The sequence below is a fragment of the Corynebacterium ulcerans genome, assembly GCF_000767685.1.
GTDB classification, from domain to species: Bacteria; Actinomycetota; Actinomycetes; order Mycobacteriales; family Mycobacteriaceae; genus Corynebacterium; species Corynebacterium ulcerans.
Window position 1 is genome coordinate 688,420 of the sequence record NZ_CP009622.1, and the last position, 18,191, is coordinate 706,610.

The 18,191-nt window shown below is 53.2% G+C and carries 16 protein-coding genes; 8 read left to right on the forward strand and 8 right to left on the reverse strand.

Annotated features, from left to right (window positions below; all coding sequences use genetic code 11):
• Positions 1-9 precede the first annotated feature (9 nt).
• The gene (locus CULFRC11_RS03190) at positions 10-882 is read left to right on the forward strand and encodes a TrmH family RNA methyltransferase (RefSeq protein ID WP_023635337.1); all 873 of its coding nucleotides are present in this window, start codon (positions 10-12) and stop codon (positions 880-882) included.
• Here the strand turns inward: CULFRC11_RS03190 and CULFRC11_RS03195 are convergent, their stop codons facing one another.
• The 3 genes from CULFRC11_RS03195 to serC all read right to left on the reverse strand — a co-directional run bounded on the left by CULFRC11_RS03195 (position 883) and on the right by serC (position 4,251).
• A complete protein-coding gene (locus CULFRC11_RS03195; RefSeq protein WP_023635338.1) occupies positions 883-1,785 on the reverse strand; it encodes a DUF6928 family protein in 903 nt (300 codons plus the stop codon).
• 65 nt (positions 1,786-1,850) lie between these two features.
• Entirely contained in the window at positions 1,851-2,918 is a 1,068-nt protein-coding gene (gene sepH / locus CULFRC11_RS03200; RefSeq protein WP_023635339.1) for a septation protein SepH, read from the reverse strand.
• A 202-nt stretch (positions 2,919-3,120) separates the two neighbouring features.
• The gene (gene serC, locus CULFRC11_RS03205; RefSeq protein ID WP_023635340.1) at positions 3,121-4,251 is read right to left on the reverse strand and encodes a phosphoserine transaminase; all 1,131 of its coding nucleotides are present in this window, start codon (positions 4,249-4,251) and stop codon (positions 3,121-3,123) included.
• 666 nt (positions 4,252-4,917) lie between these two features.
• Here serC and CULFRC11_RS03210 point away from each other — a divergent pair.
• Positions 4,918-6,213 (forward strand): citrate synthase, encoded by a 1,296-nt coding sequence (locus CULFRC11_RS03210; protein WP_023635341.1) that lies wholly within the window; start codon positions 4,918-4,920, stop codon positions 6,211-6,213.
• A gap of 183 nt (positions 6,214-6,396) precedes the next feature.
• Positions 6,397-6,756: an FKBP-type peptidyl-prolyl cis-trans isomerase FkpA gene (gene fkpA / locus CULFRC11_RS03215; RefSeq protein WP_013241465.1), complete on the forward strand. Its 360-nt coding sequence runs from the start codon at positions 6,397-6,399 to the stop codon at positions 6,754-6,756.
• A gap of 72 nt (positions 6,757-6,828) precedes the next feature.
• Here the strand turns inward: fkpA and CULFRC11_RS03220 are convergent, their stop codons facing one another.
• Both CULFRC11_RS03220 and CULFRC11_RS03225 read right to left on the reverse strand, forming a co-directional pair.
• Positions 6,829-8,334, reverse strand: coding sequence for a carboxyl transferase domain-containing protein (locus CULFRC11_RS03220; RefSeq protein WP_023635342.1), 1,506 nt, complete (start codon positions 8,332-8,334; stop codon positions 6,829-6,831).
• 181 nt (positions 8,335-8,515) lie between these two features.
• Positions 8,516-9,136, reverse strand: coding sequence for a superoxide dismutase family protein (locus CULFRC11_RS03225; RefSeq protein ID WP_038620403.1), 621 nt, complete (start codon positions 9,134-9,136; stop codon positions 8,516-8,518).
• A gap of 542 nt (positions 9,137-9,678) precedes the next feature.
• Here CULFRC11_RS03225 and CULFRC11_RS03235 point away from each other — a divergent pair.
• The 5 genes from CULFRC11_RS03235 (at position 9,679) to CULFRC11_RS03255 (ending at position 14,815) form a co-directional block, all read left to right on the forward strand.
• Positions 9,679-10,539: an aldo/keto reductase gene (locus CULFRC11_RS03235; RefSeq protein ID WP_031270123.1), complete on the forward strand. Its 861-nt coding sequence runs from the start codon at positions 9,679-9,681 to the stop codon at positions 10,537-10,539.
• Between the two features lie 91 nt (positions 10,540-10,630).
• The gene (locus CULFRC11_RS03240) at positions 10,631-11,464 is read left to right on the forward strand and encodes an enoyl-CoA hydratase (RefSeq protein WP_023635345.1); all 834 of its coding nucleotides are present in this window, start codon (positions 10,631-10,633) and stop codon (positions 11,462-11,464) included.
• 397 nt (positions 11,465-11,861) lie between these two features.
• Entirely contained in the window at positions 11,862-12,203 is a 342-nt protein-coding gene (locus CULFRC11_RS03245) for a DUF485 domain-containing protein (RefSeq protein ID WP_013911036.1), read from the forward strand.
• Between the two features lie 2 nt (positions 12,204-12,205).
• Positions 12,206-13,849 carry a monocarboxylic acid transporter gene (locus tag CULFRC11_RS03250; protein ID WP_023635346.1) on the forward strand — a complete coding sequence of 548 codons (1,644 nt, stop codon included), beginning with the start codon at positions 12,206-12,208 and terminating at the stop codon, positions 13,847-13,849.
• A gap of 147 nt (positions 13,850-13,996) precedes the next feature.
• Positions 13,997-14,815 carry a hypothetical protein gene (locus CULFRC11_RS03255; protein WP_038620951.1) on the forward strand — a complete coding sequence of 273 codons (819 nt, stop codon included), beginning with the start codon at positions 13,997-13,999 and terminating at the stop codon, positions 14,813-14,815.
• A gap of 42 nt (positions 14,816-14,857) precedes the next feature.
• Here the strand turns inward: CULFRC11_RS03255 and CULFRC11_RS03260 are convergent, their stop codons facing one another.
• The 3 genes from CULFRC11_RS03260 to CULFRC11_RS03275 all read right to left on the reverse strand — a co-directional run bounded on the left by CULFRC11_RS03260 (position 14,858) and on the right by CULFRC11_RS03275 (position 17,934).
• Positions 14,858-15,766: a DUF1906 domain-containing protein gene (locus CULFRC11_RS03260; RefSeq protein ID WP_038620405.1), complete on the reverse strand. Its 909-nt coding sequence runs from the start codon at positions 15,764-15,766 to the stop codon at positions 14,858-14,860.
• A gap of 223 nt (positions 15,767-15,989) precedes the next feature.
• Complete coding sequence (locus tag CULFRC11_RS03270) at positions 15,990-17,264, reverse strand: cation:proton antiporter (protein ID WP_038620408.1); 1,275 nt, start codon at positions 17,262-17,264, stop codon at positions 15,990-15,992.
• A gap of 88 nt (positions 17,265-17,352) precedes the next feature.
• The gene (locus CULFRC11_RS03275; protein WP_023635351.1) at positions 17,353-17,934 is read right to left on the reverse strand and encodes an Ltp family lipoprotein; all 582 of its coding nucleotides are present in this window, start codon (positions 17,932-17,934) and stop codon (positions 17,353-17,355) included.
• Positions 17,935-18,191 lie beyond the last annotated feature (257 nt).

Consider the following 18,191-nt stretch of genomic DNA (forward strand, 5'->3'; position numbering starts at 1 on the left):
ATGTAATGCGTGACTGAACAACCAACTCCATCGGCGCTCAACATTGTGCATATCACAGATGCCGAAGACCCGCGTCTTGATGATTTCCGAGACTTGAATCATTCCGACAATCGGCCAGATCTTCCTGGCGGCAAAGGTTTGGTCATTGCCGAAGGGCCGCTGGTGGTTGGCAGGCTTATGCAATCGCGTTTTCCGGTTCGGTGTCTCATTGGTTTTCCCGCAAAACTCGAATCATTTCTTAGCGATCCTGCGATGGCCGAGCTGGTACGCGATATTCCCGTCTACTCCCTGGACCGAGAGACGCTGGCGAGCGTGGCTGGTTTTGACATGCACCGCGGACTGCTAGCAGCAGCCGACCGTGTGACGGGGCTATCCATCACAGAAGCCATATCTGAAGCACGCACTGTTGCCATACTCGAGGGGGTAGGCGACCACGAGAACATTGGCTCAATGTTCCGTAATGCCGCAGGGATGGGCGTTGACGCCATCTTGTTTGGCAATGGTTGCGCGGACCCTCTCTACCGCCGCGTCGTGCGTGTTTCCATGGGGCATGTGCTCCGGACACCTTTTGCTCATTTTGGTGGTAAAAGAACAACATGGCAGCGAGAACTAGAGGAACTGAAAGAAGCAGGCTTCCATCTGGTTTCTCTGACCCCTCATCCCGAGGCCGAACACCTTGCAGATGCGCTTGTCGACGCCACCGGGCGCCCGTATGACAAAGTGGCACTCTTAGTAGGTGCCGAAGGCCCAGGACTTACCGAGCACGCTATGCGCGCAACTGACGTGAGAGCTCGCATTCCGATGGCACCCGGAACTGATTCGCTTAACCTTGCCACGTCTGCAGCTATTGCCTTTTATGAGCGTGACAGGTCACTGAGGTAATTAGGGGCGGTCGGTGTGTCTCAGTTTTTCAGCTAGCTTGCGGGAAAAAGTTCGAATCTTTTTCCCTGCAGCAACAGCGAGGTGCTGGGCCACATCCTTTGACACTTCCGCGTAACGGGCCAGCTCTGCGGTGACCGGCGGCTCGGAGCCATGCTGTTCATAGTCGTCATAGTCATTTCGGGATTCTCCCAGTCCGAGTTTGGAAGAAGCTGTGGTGACCAAAGACTGAATGCTCTTTTTCTGGTCGGAAGGATGATCCACGAGTTTGGGCTCGGGTCGGCCGTCAACGGCAAAGGCTGCTACGTTGATGTCGGATGCATCCTCGACGTCAAAACCGAGCCATTGCCTTTGGGCCTCATACACGAGTTCAATGGGCCAGAAAGGCAGGGTAATGCCTCCGGTATCCTCTGCTTTTTCTCCTGCCCAATAGGGGTTTTCAAAGGGCTCCGGCAGCCCCAGATCCTCATATACTCGCTCTCTACGGGCGGAAAAGGACCGCCGCAGGGCATCGCCGGTCCAATGTGCAAAAGCTCCCAGTCCGGTCTCCTCGTTGATTGCAAAGGCGTAGACATCTGCTGCTGGGATACAAGAACGAAGTTTTGGATTAAGTTCGGATAGGTTAGTGGCGTCGGCTACACCTGTTTGGATGATCGAAAGCCCCTCAAATCCCGCGATATAGAATTCATGAGGGGAAGCCTGCGCTGAACGATTCAAAGAAAACTGGCCAATGGGAGTGATTGGCCAGCGCGGATTTAGTTGGGCTAGTAGTTTTCGGCCAAACCCCCGGTCAGCTCGGGGCTGCTTTGCTATAACCGCGCCGGGGTCTGCGGTTGTAACAAACCACAAGGTCACCACGGCGTCGTGACGCGGAGCTGAGGGATCTCCATAATCGGGTGTGCTCATAAGAATCGTTCCTTATCGCAAAGAAGTAAAAGGGGAGGGAAGCGATAAAACGGGGTGGGAGTTAATTAGGATCGGGGACGCTTAGTGTTGGTGCGTACACCAAGTAGGACGTCTTCCCAGTGGGGAGTTACAGCTTTGCGGCGACGTTTAGAGGGGGCTTTAGGCTGTTGCTCTGGACGCTGGAAGAATCCCTCTCCAGAAACTTCTATGGAATCTTGAGAAGAAATCTCTCGCTGCGGCTCTTCGACATCTGTGATAGGGGGAAGATCATCACGAGTTTTTTCAATCTCCGACTCGGCGTGTGGGTCATCGGAAACCTCAGGAGACGGGGCAGCATCAAAGACCTCAACCGCGCGTGGCCTTCCTACTGGGGAGATTGTTCGCACGGGTTGGATGAAATCGGGATCGATAAGATCTGCGGCAATTCCGTTTCGTGCAATTGCGGTGGTAGAGGACATACTATTGCGGTGGTAAGACCACTCTGCGGTGAGGTCGCTGACACCAGATTTCCATGACACGGTAGCGATCCATTGTCCGGAAGTGTCGCGATATGCATCCCAGCGTGTGGTCGATAGATCAAGACCGCGAGCTGCAAACGCAGTGGCCAATACTTCCCATAATGTAAGACGTGCTGGCCCGTCATCGCGTACGGGATGTGACTGCTTAGCCATATCTGCGATGCGTGCACGCTCCAGCAAGACTGGGTGTGCATAGGGCTCAATACGAGATTCTGTGACCCCGTTTTCCTCTGCGAGCTGAGCTACAGTTGCGCCTCCGCGGATCCGATCCTGGATTTCCCGCGGTCTCATGGCTAGCGGAGTAGAGAGTCGAGGGTCCATTTCTTTGGCGCGCAGCTCTCGTTGTCCATGTGCGTCTGTTGCCGGGGGAACCGTGGCGATCTCAGCAGGACGAACCTGTTCCAGTTCGGAGGACATCTCTGTCGTATCTGCTGGGGAATCAGAGTCAGCGGTATCCTCCGCCGCAGAGGATTGATCCTCGGAGGTCTTTCCCAACAGCGCGGCACGCAAGGAGTCGTCGACGACGAGGAAGTACTGGTCCTCAGGGGACTCAGCGGCGTGGAAGACAAGAGACGTCTTCGTGGACTCGCTTGGTATGAGAACGAGTTCCTGCATCAGTACTCCTTTGCTGTGATGATGGACATAACCATCCTCTACTTTAACGCAGCGATGCTTCCAACGGCCGGTGCTTGGCCGGCATGTGGGATGAATGCTTGTGGAAGCGCCATGGGGTGGCTGTCATGGGCACTGAGAGAACTGTGGGATCTTAGGTGGCGTCGTTAAGCTTTTCGACGCCACCTAAGGGGTGTTGCCGCCGTTACGCGAGAGCGAGTGAATTGTCCAGGATGTAATCGATTGCGGATGTCAGGATTCTGACGTCTGAAGTCTCGATAGCTGGGAACATGCCGATGCGCAGTTGGTTGCGTCCGAGCTTGCGGTATGGCTCGACATCAAGAATCCCATTCGCGCGAAGAATTCGAGCCACCTGTGCAGCATCGATGGAATCATCAAAATCAATGGTTCCCACAACAAGAGAGCGTTTTTCTGGTGCAGCAACAAAAGGCGTTGTTTCCTGACGAGCCTCAGCCCATTGGTAGAGAGCATCGGAAGAAGCGATTGTGCGCTGCACCATGGCAGATAACCCGCCCTGGCTGTTCATCCACTGAACCTGCTGTTCCAACATGAGCAGCGTGGATACCGCAGGTGTGTTATAAGTCTGATTTTTGCGGGAATTATCGACGGCTGTTTGCAGGTTGAGGAAATCTGGGATGAATCGATCGGAAGAATTGATCTTCTGGATACGTTCTAAAGCTGCCGGGCTCATCGCGGCAAGCCAGAGACCGCCGTCGGAGGCAAAGCATTTTTGGGGTGAGAAGTAATAAACGTCAGCTTGATCGATCTCTACGGGAAGTCCCCCCGCTCCTGAGGTTGCGTCAATGACTACCAGTTGGCTCTCGGAACCTGTCGGACGGGTTACTGGAACCATAGCGCCCGTGGACGTCTCATTATGCGCCCAGGCTAAAACGTCACAGCCGTCTAAAGCAACGGGGGTTGGTGCATCGCCAGGTTCTGCGGAAATGACAGTGGGTTCTTGTAGCCAGGGGGCTTTGGCTGCTGCACTAGCAAATTTTCCAGAGAATTCGCCGTAGGTGAGGTGTCCGGATTTGGATTCGATCAGGCCAAAGGTAGCGCAATCCCAAAAGGCAGTAGCTCCGCCGAGAGAAAGGACGATTTCATAACCATCGGGCAGATTGAATAGGGAGGAAAGTCCTTCCCGAATGTTGCCCACAACGTTTTTGACTGCGGGTTGACGATGTGAAGTTCCCATAATTGTGCGACCTTTTTCGGTGATCGCTAGGAGTTGCTCTGTGCGGACTTTTGAAGGGCCGCATCCAAATCGAGGGTCAACGGGGAGAAGGTTGCTGGGTAGTACGGGGAACTCGTTCATGCTCATGCTTTCTAGAGATTGGACGCTGCCTCGGACTCTCACGGAAACGTGTGAGTTGAATGTCACAGCCAGTCCGAATAGTACCGGCAAAGTGCATAAATTACTAGGTCTTTTCTGTTGATAATTAGGTTTGATAATTAGCAAATTGCATCATTGCAGGATGGTCTTGGGGCGGGGTTGCTTAAGGGGGTGTGGTGGGTGATTCTTGCAGTATGTTGTGGGTTATGGCTGGGGGTGAAGTGACACACTGTAGGGTGAGTCACAAAATTTGCTAAGCTGTGAATTGCTCGACCGAAAAGCTGTAAAGCTGGCCAACATCTTTATGAGCGAAGTGACGCATAAAGTGAACTTTGTATGTTCAGTTGTTGGCTCATACTCGGCTGGGATGGGTGCAGTTATTTTGTGAAAAGAATGACGGCGCCTAGTGCTAGATTGCTCTGACTGAGTGCGGTAACCTGCACTTATTTAGATACTTTCCCGATGGACACTACGTGCTGAATGGGGGTAGCGATACCTTCCAGCCGTCGTATAAGGAGACACCGTGCCGATGCTAAAAGTCCGAAAAGGTTATAGTTTTGGGCAACGGCGTCTCGCCTTTAACGATTAATACGGCGTCCTTCTACACCTGAATAGGCGTTAATTTAAGTACAAATTGAAAGGGAAGCTGTGGCTACTGACAACAAAGACAAGGCTGTACTCCACTACCCCGGTGGTGAATATGAGATGGATCTCATTCACTCATCTGAGGGTAACGACGGCGTTGTGTTAGACAAACTGCTCTCTGAGACCGGTCTCGTTACATTCGATCCCGGTTACGTCAGCACCGGTTCGACCGAGTCGAAAATTACGTACATTGACGGCGACAACGGCATCTTGCGCCACCGCGGCTATGACATTGCGGACCTTGCAGAGAACGCAACCTTCAATGAGGTTTCTTATCTACTGATCAAGGGACATCTCCCGACGGTGGAGGAGCTGCACAGCTTTAACTCTGAGATCCGTCACCACACGCTCCTCGATGAGGACTTCAAGGCACAATTTAATATCTTCCCGCGTAACGCTCATCCGATGTCTGTTCTTGCATCATCGGTGAACATCCTTTCCACCTATTACCAGGACCAGCTCAATCCTCTGGACGAGGCACAGCTGGATAAGGCAACGGTTCGTTTGCTGGCTAAAGTTCCGATGCTTGCGGCTTATGCGTACCGTGCTTCTAAGGGCGCTCCGTACATGTACCCGGATAACTCTCTGAACGCTCGCGAGAACTTCCTGCGTATGATGTTTGGCTATCCCACAGAGCCTTATGAAGTCGATCCGGTCGTTGCTAAAGCCCTGGACAAGCTGCTTATCCTGCACGCAGATCACGAGCAAAACTGTTCTACATCGACAGTCCGTATGATCGGATCTGCTCAGGCCAACATGTTCGTTGCTATCGCAGGTGGTATCAACGCGCTGTCTGGCCCGCTGCATGGCGGTGCCAACCAGGCTGTTCTGGAAATGTTGGACGATATCGCTCAGAACCATGGCGGCGACGCAACCGACTTCATGAACCGCGTGAAGAATAAAGAAAAAGGCGTTCGCCTCATGGGCTTCGGTCACCGTGTGTACAAGAATTACGATCCGCGTGCGGCGATCGTGAAAGAAACTGCTCACGAGATCTTGGAGCACCTGGGCGGGGACGAATTGCTGGATCTGGCTATGAAGCTAGAAGAGATTGCGCTTTCTGACGACTACTTTGTCTCCCGTAAGCTCTACCCCAACGTGGACTTCTACACTGGTTTGATCTACCGGGCAATGGGCTTCCCGACGGACTTCTTCACCGTATTGTTTGCTATTGGTCGCCTTCCAGGCTGGATTGCACAGTACCGTGAGCAACTGGCCACCACGACCAAGATCAACCGTCCTCGCCAGATTTACACCGGTGAGACTTTGCGTAAAGTGACGCCACGCGAACAGCGCTAAGCGACGCAAAACCAGCTCCTCACAAAGCTTGCTGAGCTGCATTTTGAGGCCGAGCGCGCGAATTCCCAGTAAAGTGGAATAAACGCGCTCGGTTTTCGCGTGCCTCGTCTTGCCCTCAGCTGTTCGAGGCAGGCTAGGAATCCGAGTTCATCCCCATTCAACGATCCTAGGAGTTAGAGATCCATGGAAAAGCCCCAGATTGAGGTGCCCGAAGGTCCGGCGCCAGAGGACATTGTTATCCTTGACGTCGTCGAAGGTGACGGTCCGGAAGCGCAGCCTGGTGGACTCGTCGAGGTTCACTACGTGGGTGTGGACTTTGAAACCGGCCAAGAATTCGATTCCTCATGGGATCGTGGCCAAAGCATCGAGTTTCCGCTGTCTGGCTTGATCGCAGGCTGGCAAGAAGGAATCCCAGGAATGAAAGTGGGCGGACGTCGTCAGCTCACCATCCCGCCAGAGGCAGCATACGGTCCAGCAGGTGGAGGACACCCATTGTCCGGACGCACGTTGGTGTTCATGATTGACCTGCTCAACGTAGGCTAAGTCTTTCCACGTAGAATAAATTAAGAACCGCGCTGTTTGAAGAAACAGCGCGGTTCTTGGTTTTATTGGCTGCTAGCTGAGGGCGTCGGCAAGCTTTTCATAGTGACGTAAGCGCTGTTCTCTTCCTACTCGCTGGGGTGCGAGCTGTAGCTCTGTGAACGCGGCGGAGATACTATGGAGAACTCGTTCGCAGAACAACTGGGGTTCTTCTGCGGCATCGGGGAGCTCGGGGATAATTGCGTCGACAATGCCTGCCGACGTCAACGCGAAGGCGGACACTCCCTGTTCTTCCATCATGGCTGGGGCGTGGTCAACGTCGCGATAAATGATGGCGGATGCCCCCTCGGGCGGCAGTGGGCTTAGCCACGCATGAGTGGCGGCCAAAACCTTATCCGCGGGAAGCAGTGCCAATGCGCCCCCGCCGCAGCCCTGGCCCAAAATAACGGAGACCGTGGGAACATCAACAGAGACGAGCTCTCCCAGGGTACGAGCGATTGAGCCGGCCATCCCGGTTTCCTCGGCATGCGCGCTCAGCTCCGCGCCGGGAGTATCAATGATTGAAAGCAACGGTAATTGCAGATCGTGGGCTAGCTGAATACCTCGTCGGGCGCATCGTAACGCCTCTGTTCCCAGTTGGGAATCTGCAAAGGGGGGTTGTGCGTGTCTATCTTGTCCAACGACGACTACCGTGCGGCCTTCAATCCGGGCCAGGGCGACGACAACAGATGGTGAGATTCTTCCATCGCCGCTTCCTGATAACTCAATGTAGTTCGCTTCACCTATTGCAGATAGGAGCGACTGGATTCCGGGGCGATCGTTTCTGCGCGTAGCAGTAATAGCTTCCCACGCGCTGGGAACGGAGCTTTGTTCAGGAGTTGGGAGCTGCGTATGGCTGCTCGTGGTGGAAGGAATAAGCAGCACATTGACTATCTTGTTAAGCGCTGCTCGTAGCTGTTGGGGAGAAACTACTCCGTCTATAACGCCTTTGGCGGCAAGATTTTCGCCAGACTGCACCCCTTGGGGAATCGGACTTCCTGTGGTGAGTTCTACTACCCGAGGCCCCAGAAAACCTAAGAGTGCTTCTGGCTCTGCAAAAGTGAAATGTCCTGCGGATCCCCAAGAAGCCATTACTCCGCCGGTGGTGGGGTTACGCAGATATACCAAAAACGGCAGGTGCGCATCCTTATGTCGATAGACCGCGGTGGTAATGGACACCATAAGCGCGAATGCAGGAGTGCCCTCTTGCATTCGCGTCCCTCCTGAAGAAGGAGAAATAAGTAGGGGGAGGCGTTCAGCCGTAGCACGATGGATGGCGTTGATAATTCTGCGAGCAGTAGCAGCGCCGATAGAACCACCGAGAAAAGAAAATTCACTGAGGATAATGGCTACGCGATGCCCGCAGATGGTTCCTTCCCCTGTGATAACAGATTCATCCACACCAGATTTTTTGCGGGCAGTAGCCAGGGCCTCTTGGTAACTCTCGGAAATATCTCCATAGCGTGGGGGAGTATCCCAAGAACAAAAAGAGTCGCAGTCTAGAACGTCAGTAATCAATTCGTGTGCGGATGTGCGCGTCATGTGACCACGATAACGGTTTTAAAAGGGAAAAGACGCGTGAATCTGGACAAAAGCGTGTCTGGGGGTACCTGGTGGGAATCGTCCGAGTAGGCGAAAACCCGTGCACACATGAGAACGGGGAAGTCCTGTGCACGGGTTTGCTGTTTGGGTTAGAAGGCAAAGCCGGAGGCTTTAGAAGTCCTTACTTCTTGGTGATGATGCCACAAGCGATACGTGCGCCGGCATCACCAGTCTTGAGGGTTTCCTCATCTGGGCCGTTGGGAGCGTAACGTTCTGGGATGTTGGCGTAGTTGTCGCGTCCTTCATGAACAATCAAGGACGTGCCGTCTGCGCCAAAGAGCAGGTCTTCATCAATAGCATCGGTGACTACCTCAAGGTGTCCTGTGCCGTCTGCATTTACTAGCAGAGAGGGAAGATCGCCTGCGTGGGGGTGGTAGCCCTCACTATGCGGCTGGTTTTTACCGTGCAGGTGTTCGCCGGCAGATTTAAAGTTGCCCTCACAAACTCCCTTGTCATGGACATGGAAGCCGTGGAAACCTGGGGTAAGGCCCTTTGCTGACACTGTAATTTTGGTGCCGGCAGCGGTTTTGTCGAACTCGACGGTGCCTACACCTTCACCGGATTGGTTCTTTAGCTCAGCGGTAGCAAAAGCATGCGAGTTGGCTGCGGTGGAAGCCGCGGAGGTCATGGCTTTGTCTGCGGAGTCCTTTGTTGCTGTTGAGTTCGAACAAGCACTGAGGACCGCAATGCTTGAAACTCCGACCAGTGCTACTGCAGCGCGGAGTGCCAATGTGCGAGACATGTTTTTCCTTTCGTGGAAATTACCTATATAAAGGCCTAACCAGGGGTGTGGTTAGCAAGACAGTATGCGCGTGCGCGATAGCTGTTGGGTACATTGTAGCGAAAACTGAGAATTGTATATATATCGCTCTTGTTCTTAATGCTCCCGTATTGAAAATATTTAGCCCTGAACTGGGTGTTTTCGTTTCGGGAAAGTTTTTCAAGGCTGAGATGAACGTCAAAGATATAGGTAAAAGCATTGGAACAAGGGGGATAGATTGAAGCATTGTGATTAATGGGTTACGGGTTAACGCATAGGTATGTCAAGGGTGCAGTCGTAACGTCTCTCGCTCTTCTCTTTTGTCCCGCCATCGTTGGGCAGAAGGATGTGCTTGGGTGAAGTGAAAAGATAGAGAACGGATGAATACCAAGCGAAGCTTCTTGGTTTTCTCTAAGATCGGCTCCAAGGCAGTATTGCGACGCTCAACGGGCGATCTTCAAAGAGAGCTGTTGATTAACGTCTTCAACGTTTAAGCCTGCGGGACTCCTGAGAGGTGAATGATGATGATTGATGCACAATCCGTTCCTACCGTGACACTCAATGATGCCACCGAAATGCCGATTATCGGGCTGGGAACGTGGGAATTACGCGGTGAGGATGCCGTCACTGCAGTGCGCAGCGCAATTGATCTCGGATATCGCCACATAGATACCGCCGCTCTGTATAAAAATGAGCAGGAAGTAGGCCGAGCTATTCACGATGCAATTGTTGCTGGCGATGTGACTCGAGATGAGCTCTTTATCACCACTAAAGCATGGAATGACATGCATGGTGCGGATAAAGTTCAGCGTGGGTTCCAGGATTCTCTTACAAGGCTCGGTCTCGACTATGTCGATTGCTATATGGTGCATTGGCCGTGTCCCCAAAAAGGGTTGTATGTGGAAACATTTGAAGCTGTGGCAAAGCTGCAGGGTTTGGGGCAGTTGCAGTCGGTAGCCGTAGCCAATTTCTATCCTGAAGTACTTGAAGAGATAACTCATGCGACGGGCATTGCTCCTGCTGTGAACCAAGTTGAATTGCATCCGGGATTCTCTCAACCTGATCAACGGGAGATTCACCGCAAGTTGGGAGTGGTTACGGAAGCGTGGTCGCCCTTAGGGCACGGGGAATCTTTGCGGGAGCCTGCGGTGGCTGCAATTGCACAGAAGTACGGAAAAACACCTGCTCAGATTATATTGCGATGGATTGTACAGCTGGGGTGCTCGGTTGTTCCTAAGTCGGCTCACCCTGATAGGCAGCGCGAAAATATCGATATTTTTGATTTTGAACTCAGTGAAGAAGAGCTCAAGGCCATGACCGCGCTCGACGCGACCGGCGGAAGGGCCTTCCCGGATCCGCGCGAATGGCCGGGTCTAGAAGATTAAGCTTTTCGACGCCCGCCAGATGTGCAGTGGGTGATCTAGTACAGAGCGCTTGTGCTGTGAAGAGTGAAAAGGACCCCGTGTAGGAGGAGAGATGGGATTGCTTGAACACGCTCGGGAGGGCGATGCCCCGCGGGCTCTGGGTGGGGTGGAAACTGTCAAGGTATCGTCTGATGGCTTTGTGCGGCACATAGTTATGGATAGGGATGAGCGTCGGAACGCTCTCTCGCGTGAGATGTGCTTAGCAATTGCGCATGCGGTTGCTGAGGCGTCTGCTGCTGCCGTCGATAATGCGTCGGTGCGCGCGATCGTGATTAGCGGGGTGGGCCGGGCCTTTTGCGCAGGCGCAGATCTTGGTTCTTCTGTGGGTGAGCAAAGCTCGGATGGGGCAGTGTATGGCTCCGATTTTCATGATGCGCTCTTTACTATGCTGCGTTCGATTATTCAGGCTGATGTGCCGGTAATAGCCAATGTGCAGGGGCCTGCGGTGGGAGCTGGAATGCAGCTTGCATTGGCATGTGACCTCCGTGTCGTTGGGAAATCGGCCTGGTTTAAAGTTCCGGCCGTGTCTTTGGGCTTTGCGCTTGATGGGTGGACGATAGGACGTGTCCAAAAGCTCTGTGGAGGTGCTTTTGCTAGGAATCTACTCCTTGCCGGTGCCACCTTGACCTCGGATGCGGCCCTGGCTAGTGGCTTTGCCGTAATCCGGGGTGATCATGCTGCAGCGGTTGCTTTTGCTCATGAGATGGCGGGGCTGGCGCCCCTTGCTGTGCGCCAACTCAAGGGGGCGCTGAACCATGGTGAGACTGATTATGGGTTGGATGAGCGATCGCAAGTGTTATTTTCTCAGTGCTGGTCCAGTGAGGATATGAAGGAGGCGCGGCAAGCACGGGCAGAAAAGCGGGTGCCGCAGTTTAAGGGGCGATAACTCTGGGGTTGGTACTGCGGATAAAAGGTGGGCCTTCTGTCGGGCCCACCTTTTCTGTGGTCAGAATGGGGCGGTGAAACGTGGCGGGTGGGACTTCAAGATAGAGGGAAGAAATCGGAAAGTAAAACCGCAAAAACTTGTGGATATGGGATTAACAAAATTTGCAAAAGTCTGATTGTGGAAAATTTGGGGGTGGGGTTGCGTTCTTATTTATGCAGTAAAAGAATGTTTTAGGGGGTGGCTGGTGTGCTGGAGTGGGTCATGTTCGGGAAATTTACTATCCAAATATCTTGTGACTTAGGTAACTTTTACCCATTGAGTTTGTGACCCGGCTCTCACGGGTTGGACTCTCAACGTCTGAAACCCCCGAACACTTCAGAGGAAAGGAGCATTCGAGATGAGTGCACCAACTGAGGCGCATGGCGTGCGGCAGCCAACTGCAGCAGAGTTTCGTGCCATGCAAGTGAGCCCCCAGTTCAAGGAGCTGAAGCGAACATACCGTTCCTTCACCTTCCCGATGAGCATCGCGTTCTTCGTCTGGTACCTCGTATTCGTTATCGCAGCGACCTATGCTCCAGATTTTATGGGTACGAAAGTGGTTGGCTCGATCAACCTAGGTGTGATCCTAGGAATGACGCAGTTTCTGACCACCTTTGTGATCACCTGGGTTTACATCAAGTATGCAAACAAGAACATCGAGCCGCGTGCACGTGCGATTCGTGAAGAAATGGAGGGCTAAACATGACTACCTCTTATCTAGCAGCGGAATCGTCTGCCGGAAATCCAGTCCTTAACATTATCGTCTTCGTCGCTTTCATCGTGATTACGATGGCCGTCGTCTTGCGTGCGGGTAAATCCACCAAAGAAGCCTCCGACTTCTACACCGGTGGCGGAACCTTCTCTGGAAAGCAGAACGGTTTGGCTATCGCAGGCGATTACCTTTCGGCTGCCTCCTTCCTAGGCATCGTTGGAGCTATTGCACTCAGCGGTTACGACGGATTCCTCTATTCCATTGGCTTCTTCGTTGCATGGCTCGTCGCTCTGCTCCTCGTCGCAGAGCCACTACGTAACGTCGGGCGCTTCACTATGGCTGATGTTCTGTCTTTCCGCCTTAAGCAGAAGCCAGTCCGTGTGGCTGCGGCTTTTGGTACCTTGTTTGTTTCGCTGTTCTACCTGATCGCTCAGATGGCGGGTGCTGGTGCGCTGGTCTCCGTGCTTCTTGACCTGCACAGTAGGGCAGCTCAGTCGATCGTCGTTGCTGTTGTGGGCGTTATCATGATCGTCTATGTTCTGATCGGCGGTATGAAGGGCACGACCTATGTTCAGATGATCAAGGCAGTGCTTCTCGTTGGTGGCGTGACCATCATGACAGTTCTGGTTTTTGTGATGGTAAAAGGCGGTCTCTCAACCCTTCTTGATCAGGCTGTTTCCACGCATGGAGCTTCCGAGTACTTGGCAAAGAAGGGTTACGACGCCTCCCAGATTTTGGAGCCAGGCCTAAAATATGGAGCTACGGCAACATCCAAGCTTGATTTCCTCTCACTAGGTATTGCGCTGGTTCTTGGAACGGCTGGTCTGCCACACGTGTTGATGCGCTTCTACACAGTGCCTACCGCAACGGAAGCACGTCGTTCAGTCACCTGGGCAATCGTCTTGATCGGTGCTTTCTACCTGATGACTCTGGTTCTCGGATTCGGTGCTGCCGCTCTCGTTGGTCCGGACCGCATCATGGCCGCGCCAGGTACTGCGAATGCTGCAGCTCCACTTCTCGCTCTGGAACTTGCCGGTCCTGTCTTCATGGCTCTGATTTCTGCAGTCGCCTTTGCTACGGTTCTCGCTGTGGTGGCTGGCCTCGCTATCACCGCTTCTGCATCAGTGGCTCACGATATCTACGACGCAGTGCTCCGCGATGGACAATCCACCGAGGAAGAGCAGGTGCGTGTCTCCCGGATCACCGTTATCGTGATCGGTGTCGCGGCTATCGCTCTGGGTATCCTGGCAATGCAGCAAAACGTGGCCTTCCTGGTCTCCCTTGCCTTTGCTATCGCTGCTTCTGCAAACCTGCCGACGATTCTGTACTCGCTGTACTGGAAGAAGTTCAACACCACAGGTGCCGTTGCCTCGATCTACACCGGACTCGGTGCAGCACTGCTGCTGATTATCTTCTCCCCAGCAGTATCGGGGTCGCCTACATCGATGATCCCAAGCGTCGACTTTGCTTGGTTCCCGCTGACCAGCCCCGGCATCGTCTCCATCCCGCTGGCCTTCCTGGCCGGTTACATCGGAACCTTGGTGGGCAAGCCCGATAACTTTGATGACCTGCAGGCTGAGATGGAAGTTCGTTCCCTCACCGGTGTTGGTGTCGAAGCCCCAGTGGATCACTAGTCCCGAACCTAGTCGTATCCCCGTAACTTCATGGATTTCCGTTCATAGACCTCCGCGGTGAGTCATCACCGGAGCTTGCCGCGGTGTTCGGGGTATCTGGTGGTGTCCGGCGTTGAGCGATCAGCGTCGGACACTATTATTGTCCGCATGGATAGTGGTTCGGGTGCGACAAAATATTGCGCGCCGTATCTACCGCGGTGGAAGTGCGTGCCGCTGATTGTTTCCGCGGCCGCTCTTATGGCCCTTCCCTTTGTATCGGGGGAGGGGCCTTCTGGTGATTCTGCCCTTGCCACACTAGGGCAACCTAAGGCCTCAGCCGCAGATATTCCCAGCGCTCCACTCGTGTTTGATACCGCAGAGCCATTGCAATCGCCTGGTGTGGATTGGCTTCGGGACCAAGTTACATATGTGAATGTGCGCACGGGAGAGCACCGTGGAACTGCAGCAGAACGAACTGCACGGCCTGCTCTGAGTCTGAGCAAGCTGTATATCGCGGACTACGTTTTTGAGCATGGAACTCGTAAAGAACAGATAAAAGCTGTTCGGATGATCCAAAAATCGGACGACGATATAGCAGACGAGCTTTTCGACGCCTACCCAGATTGCATAGACGTGACAGCCAGGAAATATAACTTAGAGGCTACAAAAACTGTTGGCCGCTGGGGCTATTCGTATACGTCAACGTATGATGTGGTTCATTTTATTGTCCAACTGCTGCGGGAAAATCCCGAGTCTAAGGTTCTTACAGCCATGCGCTCGGTTGCGAGCAAAGCAAGCGATGGCACTGTGCAAGATTTTGGTACGTACACGCTGCCTGGGGTGGAGGGAACCAAACTTGGCTGGTCAAATGATGGAGTTCTACACTCGTCGGTGTTTTTTGGAGCCGATTTTGTTGTGGCTGCAGCTGTGGTGGGAACGCAAAAAGACTTGACTGATCTAGTTCAGCATCAGATCTTGAGGAAATAACTAAGCGGCGACCTTGTACTAGGCCGCCGCTTTATGTTTGCGCTAGCGCAGGTTAATCATCTTGAGCAAGTCAAGTACAGCGTTAATCTGCGCCTGCTGTGGTGCAGGAATATTGACAGGAAGCTGGGACGAGAGCTGCTGGAGATCAGGGAGGCCCGGAATTACAGGAGCAGGGTTCCCGGGAATAAACGGTGGTGCTGCCGGAGCTGCGCCGGGGAGCCATTGGCCCCAATCCGAGGCGTACACATTGTTGATGTCCACGCCGATGCCGGAGATTTTGCTTGCGTATCCAGCTTTCTGGTGGATCGTGGTGCGTGGGTGGATTCGGCCGTTGGAGCCCCAATCATGTTGCCAGAAGAAAGAACCAAGACGATCAGCAATAGCCCAGTCGATCACGTTGTAGTTGCCGTAGATACCAAGACTATAACCAGCGGCATTGAGTGCCGAGCCAAAAGCCTGCAAATATGGGCGGATCTGGTGGTCGTATTGGGCGCGCGTTGGGTTGTCATCAATGGCCACGTAGATCGGGCGACCTTTAGGGCCTCCTGCGGCGATGTGGAGAGCGATAGCTTGTGGTGCATGGACTACCGCACCGGCGGCACCCTGTTTCCAATCTGCAGTAGCATCCTTGCCAAACTGGTAAACAGACGCAGTGGCGAGTCCTAGAGTGGCATTCGTTGTGGTCTCTGCGAGCGTAACTGGTTTACCCAGCATCCAGCCTTCAGTGCCGGGGCGGCGTTGGGAAACGTATCGGACGGCTCCAATATGTCCTGCTGCTTTGACGTCGTGTGCGCGAGGGACTCCGGCGGCAAAATCGATGACAGTTCCCAGGATCGGTCCGGGTGCGGCAGATGCGGCAGGAGCCACTGCCAGTGCAGCAGCGCCACCGACAAAGGCAGCAGATGCCTTGAGGAATCCACGCCTGGAAATCGGAGTATCAAAGTTGGGCATGCTAAATGACTTTCCTGTCTTTCAAGCAGTGTAAAAGTGCTGGGTCGATCAGAGATATGCAGGCGGCAGCAAAACTCAGATACATGACACAAATGAGGTTTTTGGGTGTGTTTAAGCCTCATGAGGTGAATTTTGATGCTACAGGCAATAGTTTTAACTACAGTAACACCTCGGGGCGTAAAGAACGAGGGGGAGCACGCCACAAAAGGCTTGCTCTCCACTCTTAGGAATGTGAGACGTCCTGAACCTGTTGCGGGGACTCCGTATAAGCTTTCGCTGGCTTGAGATGACTAGCGAGTAATGGGAAGAGAAGGACAGTGATAGAGCCCGCAGCTACCATGATGGACGCATTCTCATGGCTCAATATGTGGGAAGCCGTGGCGACTTCCGTAACTGCCACGATGATGGGTAGAGCAGTCGCTGCGAACAAGCTCAGCTGTAATTTTTCTCTCCGATCTTTAAGCCCCGAGCCGGTATTAAAGAACATCTCCCGTAGGAAGACTGGAAGACCACGCGTGATGTAAATCAGCGGAATAAGAATGAGGAGGAACCAAGGTTTTTCTGCTACCGCTGCGGGGTCAATGGCCATGCCTGAACAAATGAAGAATACCGGTATAAGCAGGCTGTAGCCGACAATATCTAGACGCTGTTCCAGCGCTACCCGATACTTTTGCGGAACCATTTGTCGCAGGATAAAACCTGCAGCAAAAGCTCCGAGGACCACATCTAATTCAAAGACTGCTGCGACAGCCATCAAGATGGCAAGCATTAATAAGATGAGTCGCAGGACTGTCTGGTTTGTTGATCCCGCCCCATCGACCATCGCACGTCCCATCCATGGGAGGAACAATTTAACGGTTTTGGGGACAATAGCCACCACAATGGCGATGAGGAAGAACGCAAACAAGACAGCAGCTGTCGTCCATGTTGAGCGGGCGGATAGCAATAAGGCCATGGCTAGAATGGGGGCGATCTCTCCGATCGCGCCGTGGATCATGAGGGAGGACCCCACGGAGGTGTTGAGTAGATTCTGTTGCTTCATAATTGGCAGCAACGTTCCAATCGCCGTGGACGTAACGGCGATAGCAAGCACGATCGCTGTGGAAGCGTTATCAAAGCCCAAGATGGCAAAAGCTCCAAGGAAGCTCAACACCGCACACATAATCCATGTGGAAAGTCCGGATCGTCCTTCCTTTCCTCGGAGGGTTTCCGGATCAATCTCATAGCCGGCAAGAAGAAAAAGCATACCTAGGCCGATTTCTTTGATTAATCCAACGCCTCCGGCTTCCGACGCCAGGCCCAGAACGTGGGGGCCAATGAGGCATCCGAAAGCAATGAGTAACACGACGGCGGGGATACGTTTTCCCGTGGCGTAGGAAAGCAGCGGGGCTACAAGCGCGGCTGCCATGATCCACGCAAAGGACACAAGGGTATCTGTCTGGCTTGTCTCGGCTACCAGAGTAATCTCCGCAGAAAACGCGGAAGAAGCATACAACATGGAATAAATGGTAGAGCCACCATTGCCCAAAAACCTTATTGGCGGGGCAAGGTGGCTCGATACCGGGCTACTATCTCAAGTAGCAATATTACTGCGGAAGGTTGTCTACAGCATAACGTGCCTGCTCAGGGGTGAATTTTTCTCCGTATTCAGAGATTAACTGGTCATAAATTGCATCAGAAGACATCGCCATAGTGTCTTGGTATTTCTTTGCTGTTTCCAATGCGTTTGTGTTCCAGTCGGCTTTGATCGTATCAACTGCATACTGTGCTGCTTCGGGGCTGAACTTCTCCCCATACTCGGATGTTAACTGGTTATAAATACCGGCTTTAGACATGTGCATGAGCTTTGAATACTGTTCGGCGCTGCGCAATGCATTTTTGAATTCACGTGGGACATCGGGGGTATCAGCGACGTCGTTTTTCTGAGGCGTGGTGGCAACGTCGTTGTGCTGCGGCGTTGCAGCAATGTTATTTATAGCTTGCTGCTGGGTTGTTGGGGATTCCGCAGAAGTGTTGGTGTCACCGCCACCGCCCAGAGAAGACGCAATTCCGAGGACGAGGAGACCGCCACCAACGATGGCGCCCCATTTAAAGCATCCACCTTTCTTTTTGGCAGGAGGCTGTTGGGTGTATGGGTTATCGGTTGGCTGAGGGGTAGGTGCAGACATCGGTGCTCCTTTGAACATGGACTATGAGGGAATAGTCAGCGATTGTTATGGGCGACAAACACCGCGAGCACAGCATCCGCAGAAAATATAGGTCGCGGTTTCCACGAAAGTCTGGACCGCGGTGCTTGTCTGATATAGAAAATATGAAGCCCCTATGACATTGGATGTTCAGCATGCGATGGATTGTTCGAAGAAAGAAATGGGATAGGGTCTACACCAGCGGAAATGCTAAATTTTTAAAATTTTTTAGCTGAAGT

Excerpts from the sequence above, each read along its gene's own strand:
- CULFRC11_RS03195 (WP_023635338.1), bottom strand. The coding sequence starts at position 1,785 with ATGAGCACACCCGATTATGGAGATCCCTCAGCTCCGCGTCACGACGCC.
- sepH (WP_023635339.1), bottom strand. The coding sequence starts at position 2,918 with ATGCAGGAACTCGTTCTCATACCAAGCGAGTCCACGAAGACGTCTCTT.
- serC (WP_023635340.1), bottom strand. The coding sequence starts at position 4,251 with ATGAACGAGTTCCCCGTACTACCCAGCAACCTTCTCCCCGTTGACCCT.
- fkpA (WP_013241465.1), top strand. The coding sequence starts at position 6,397 with ATGGAAAAGCCCCAGATTGAGGTGCCCGAAGGTCCGGCGCCAGAGGAC.
- CULFRC11_RS03220 (WP_023635342.1), bottom strand. The coding sequence starts at position 8,334 with ATGACGCGCACATCCGCACACGAATTGATTACTGACGTTCTAGACTGC.
- CULFRC11_RS03225 (WP_038620403.1), bottom strand. The coding sequence starts at position 9,136 with ATGTCTCGCACATTGGCACTCCGCGCTGCAGTAGCACTGGTCGGAGTT.
- CULFRC11_RS03235 (WP_031270123.1), top strand. The coding sequence starts at position 9,679 with ATGATTGATGCACAATCCGTTCCTACCGTGACACTCAATGATGCCACC.
- CULFRC11_RS03240 (WP_023635345.1), top strand. The coding sequence starts at position 10,631 with ATGGGATTGCTTGAACACGCTCGGGAGGGCGATGCCCCGCGGGCTCTG.
- CULFRC11_RS03245 (WP_013911036.1), top strand. The coding sequence starts at position 11,862 with ATGAGTGCACCAACTGAGGCGCATGGCGTGCGGCAGCCAACTGCAGCA.
- CULFRC11_RS03250 (WP_023635346.1), top strand. The coding sequence starts at position 12,206 with ATGACTACCTCTTATCTAGCAGCGGAATCGTCTGCCGGAAATCCAGTC.
- CULFRC11_RS03255 (WP_038620951.1), top strand. The coding sequence starts at position 13,997 with ATGGATAGTGGTTCGGGTGCGACAAAATATTGCGCGCCGTATCTACCG.
- CULFRC11_RS03260 (WP_038620405.1), bottom strand. The coding sequence starts at position 15,766 with ATGCCCAACTTTGATACTCCGATTTCCAGGCGTGGATTCCTCAAGGCA.
- CULFRC11_RS03270 (WP_038620408.1), bottom strand. The coding sequence starts at position 17,264 with ATGTTGTATGCTTCTTCCGCGTTTTCTGCGGAGATTACTCTGGTAGCC.
- CULFRC11_RS03275 (WP_023635351.1), bottom strand. The coding sequence starts at position 17,934 with ATGTCTGCACCTACCCCTCAGCCAACCGATAACCCATACACCCAACAG.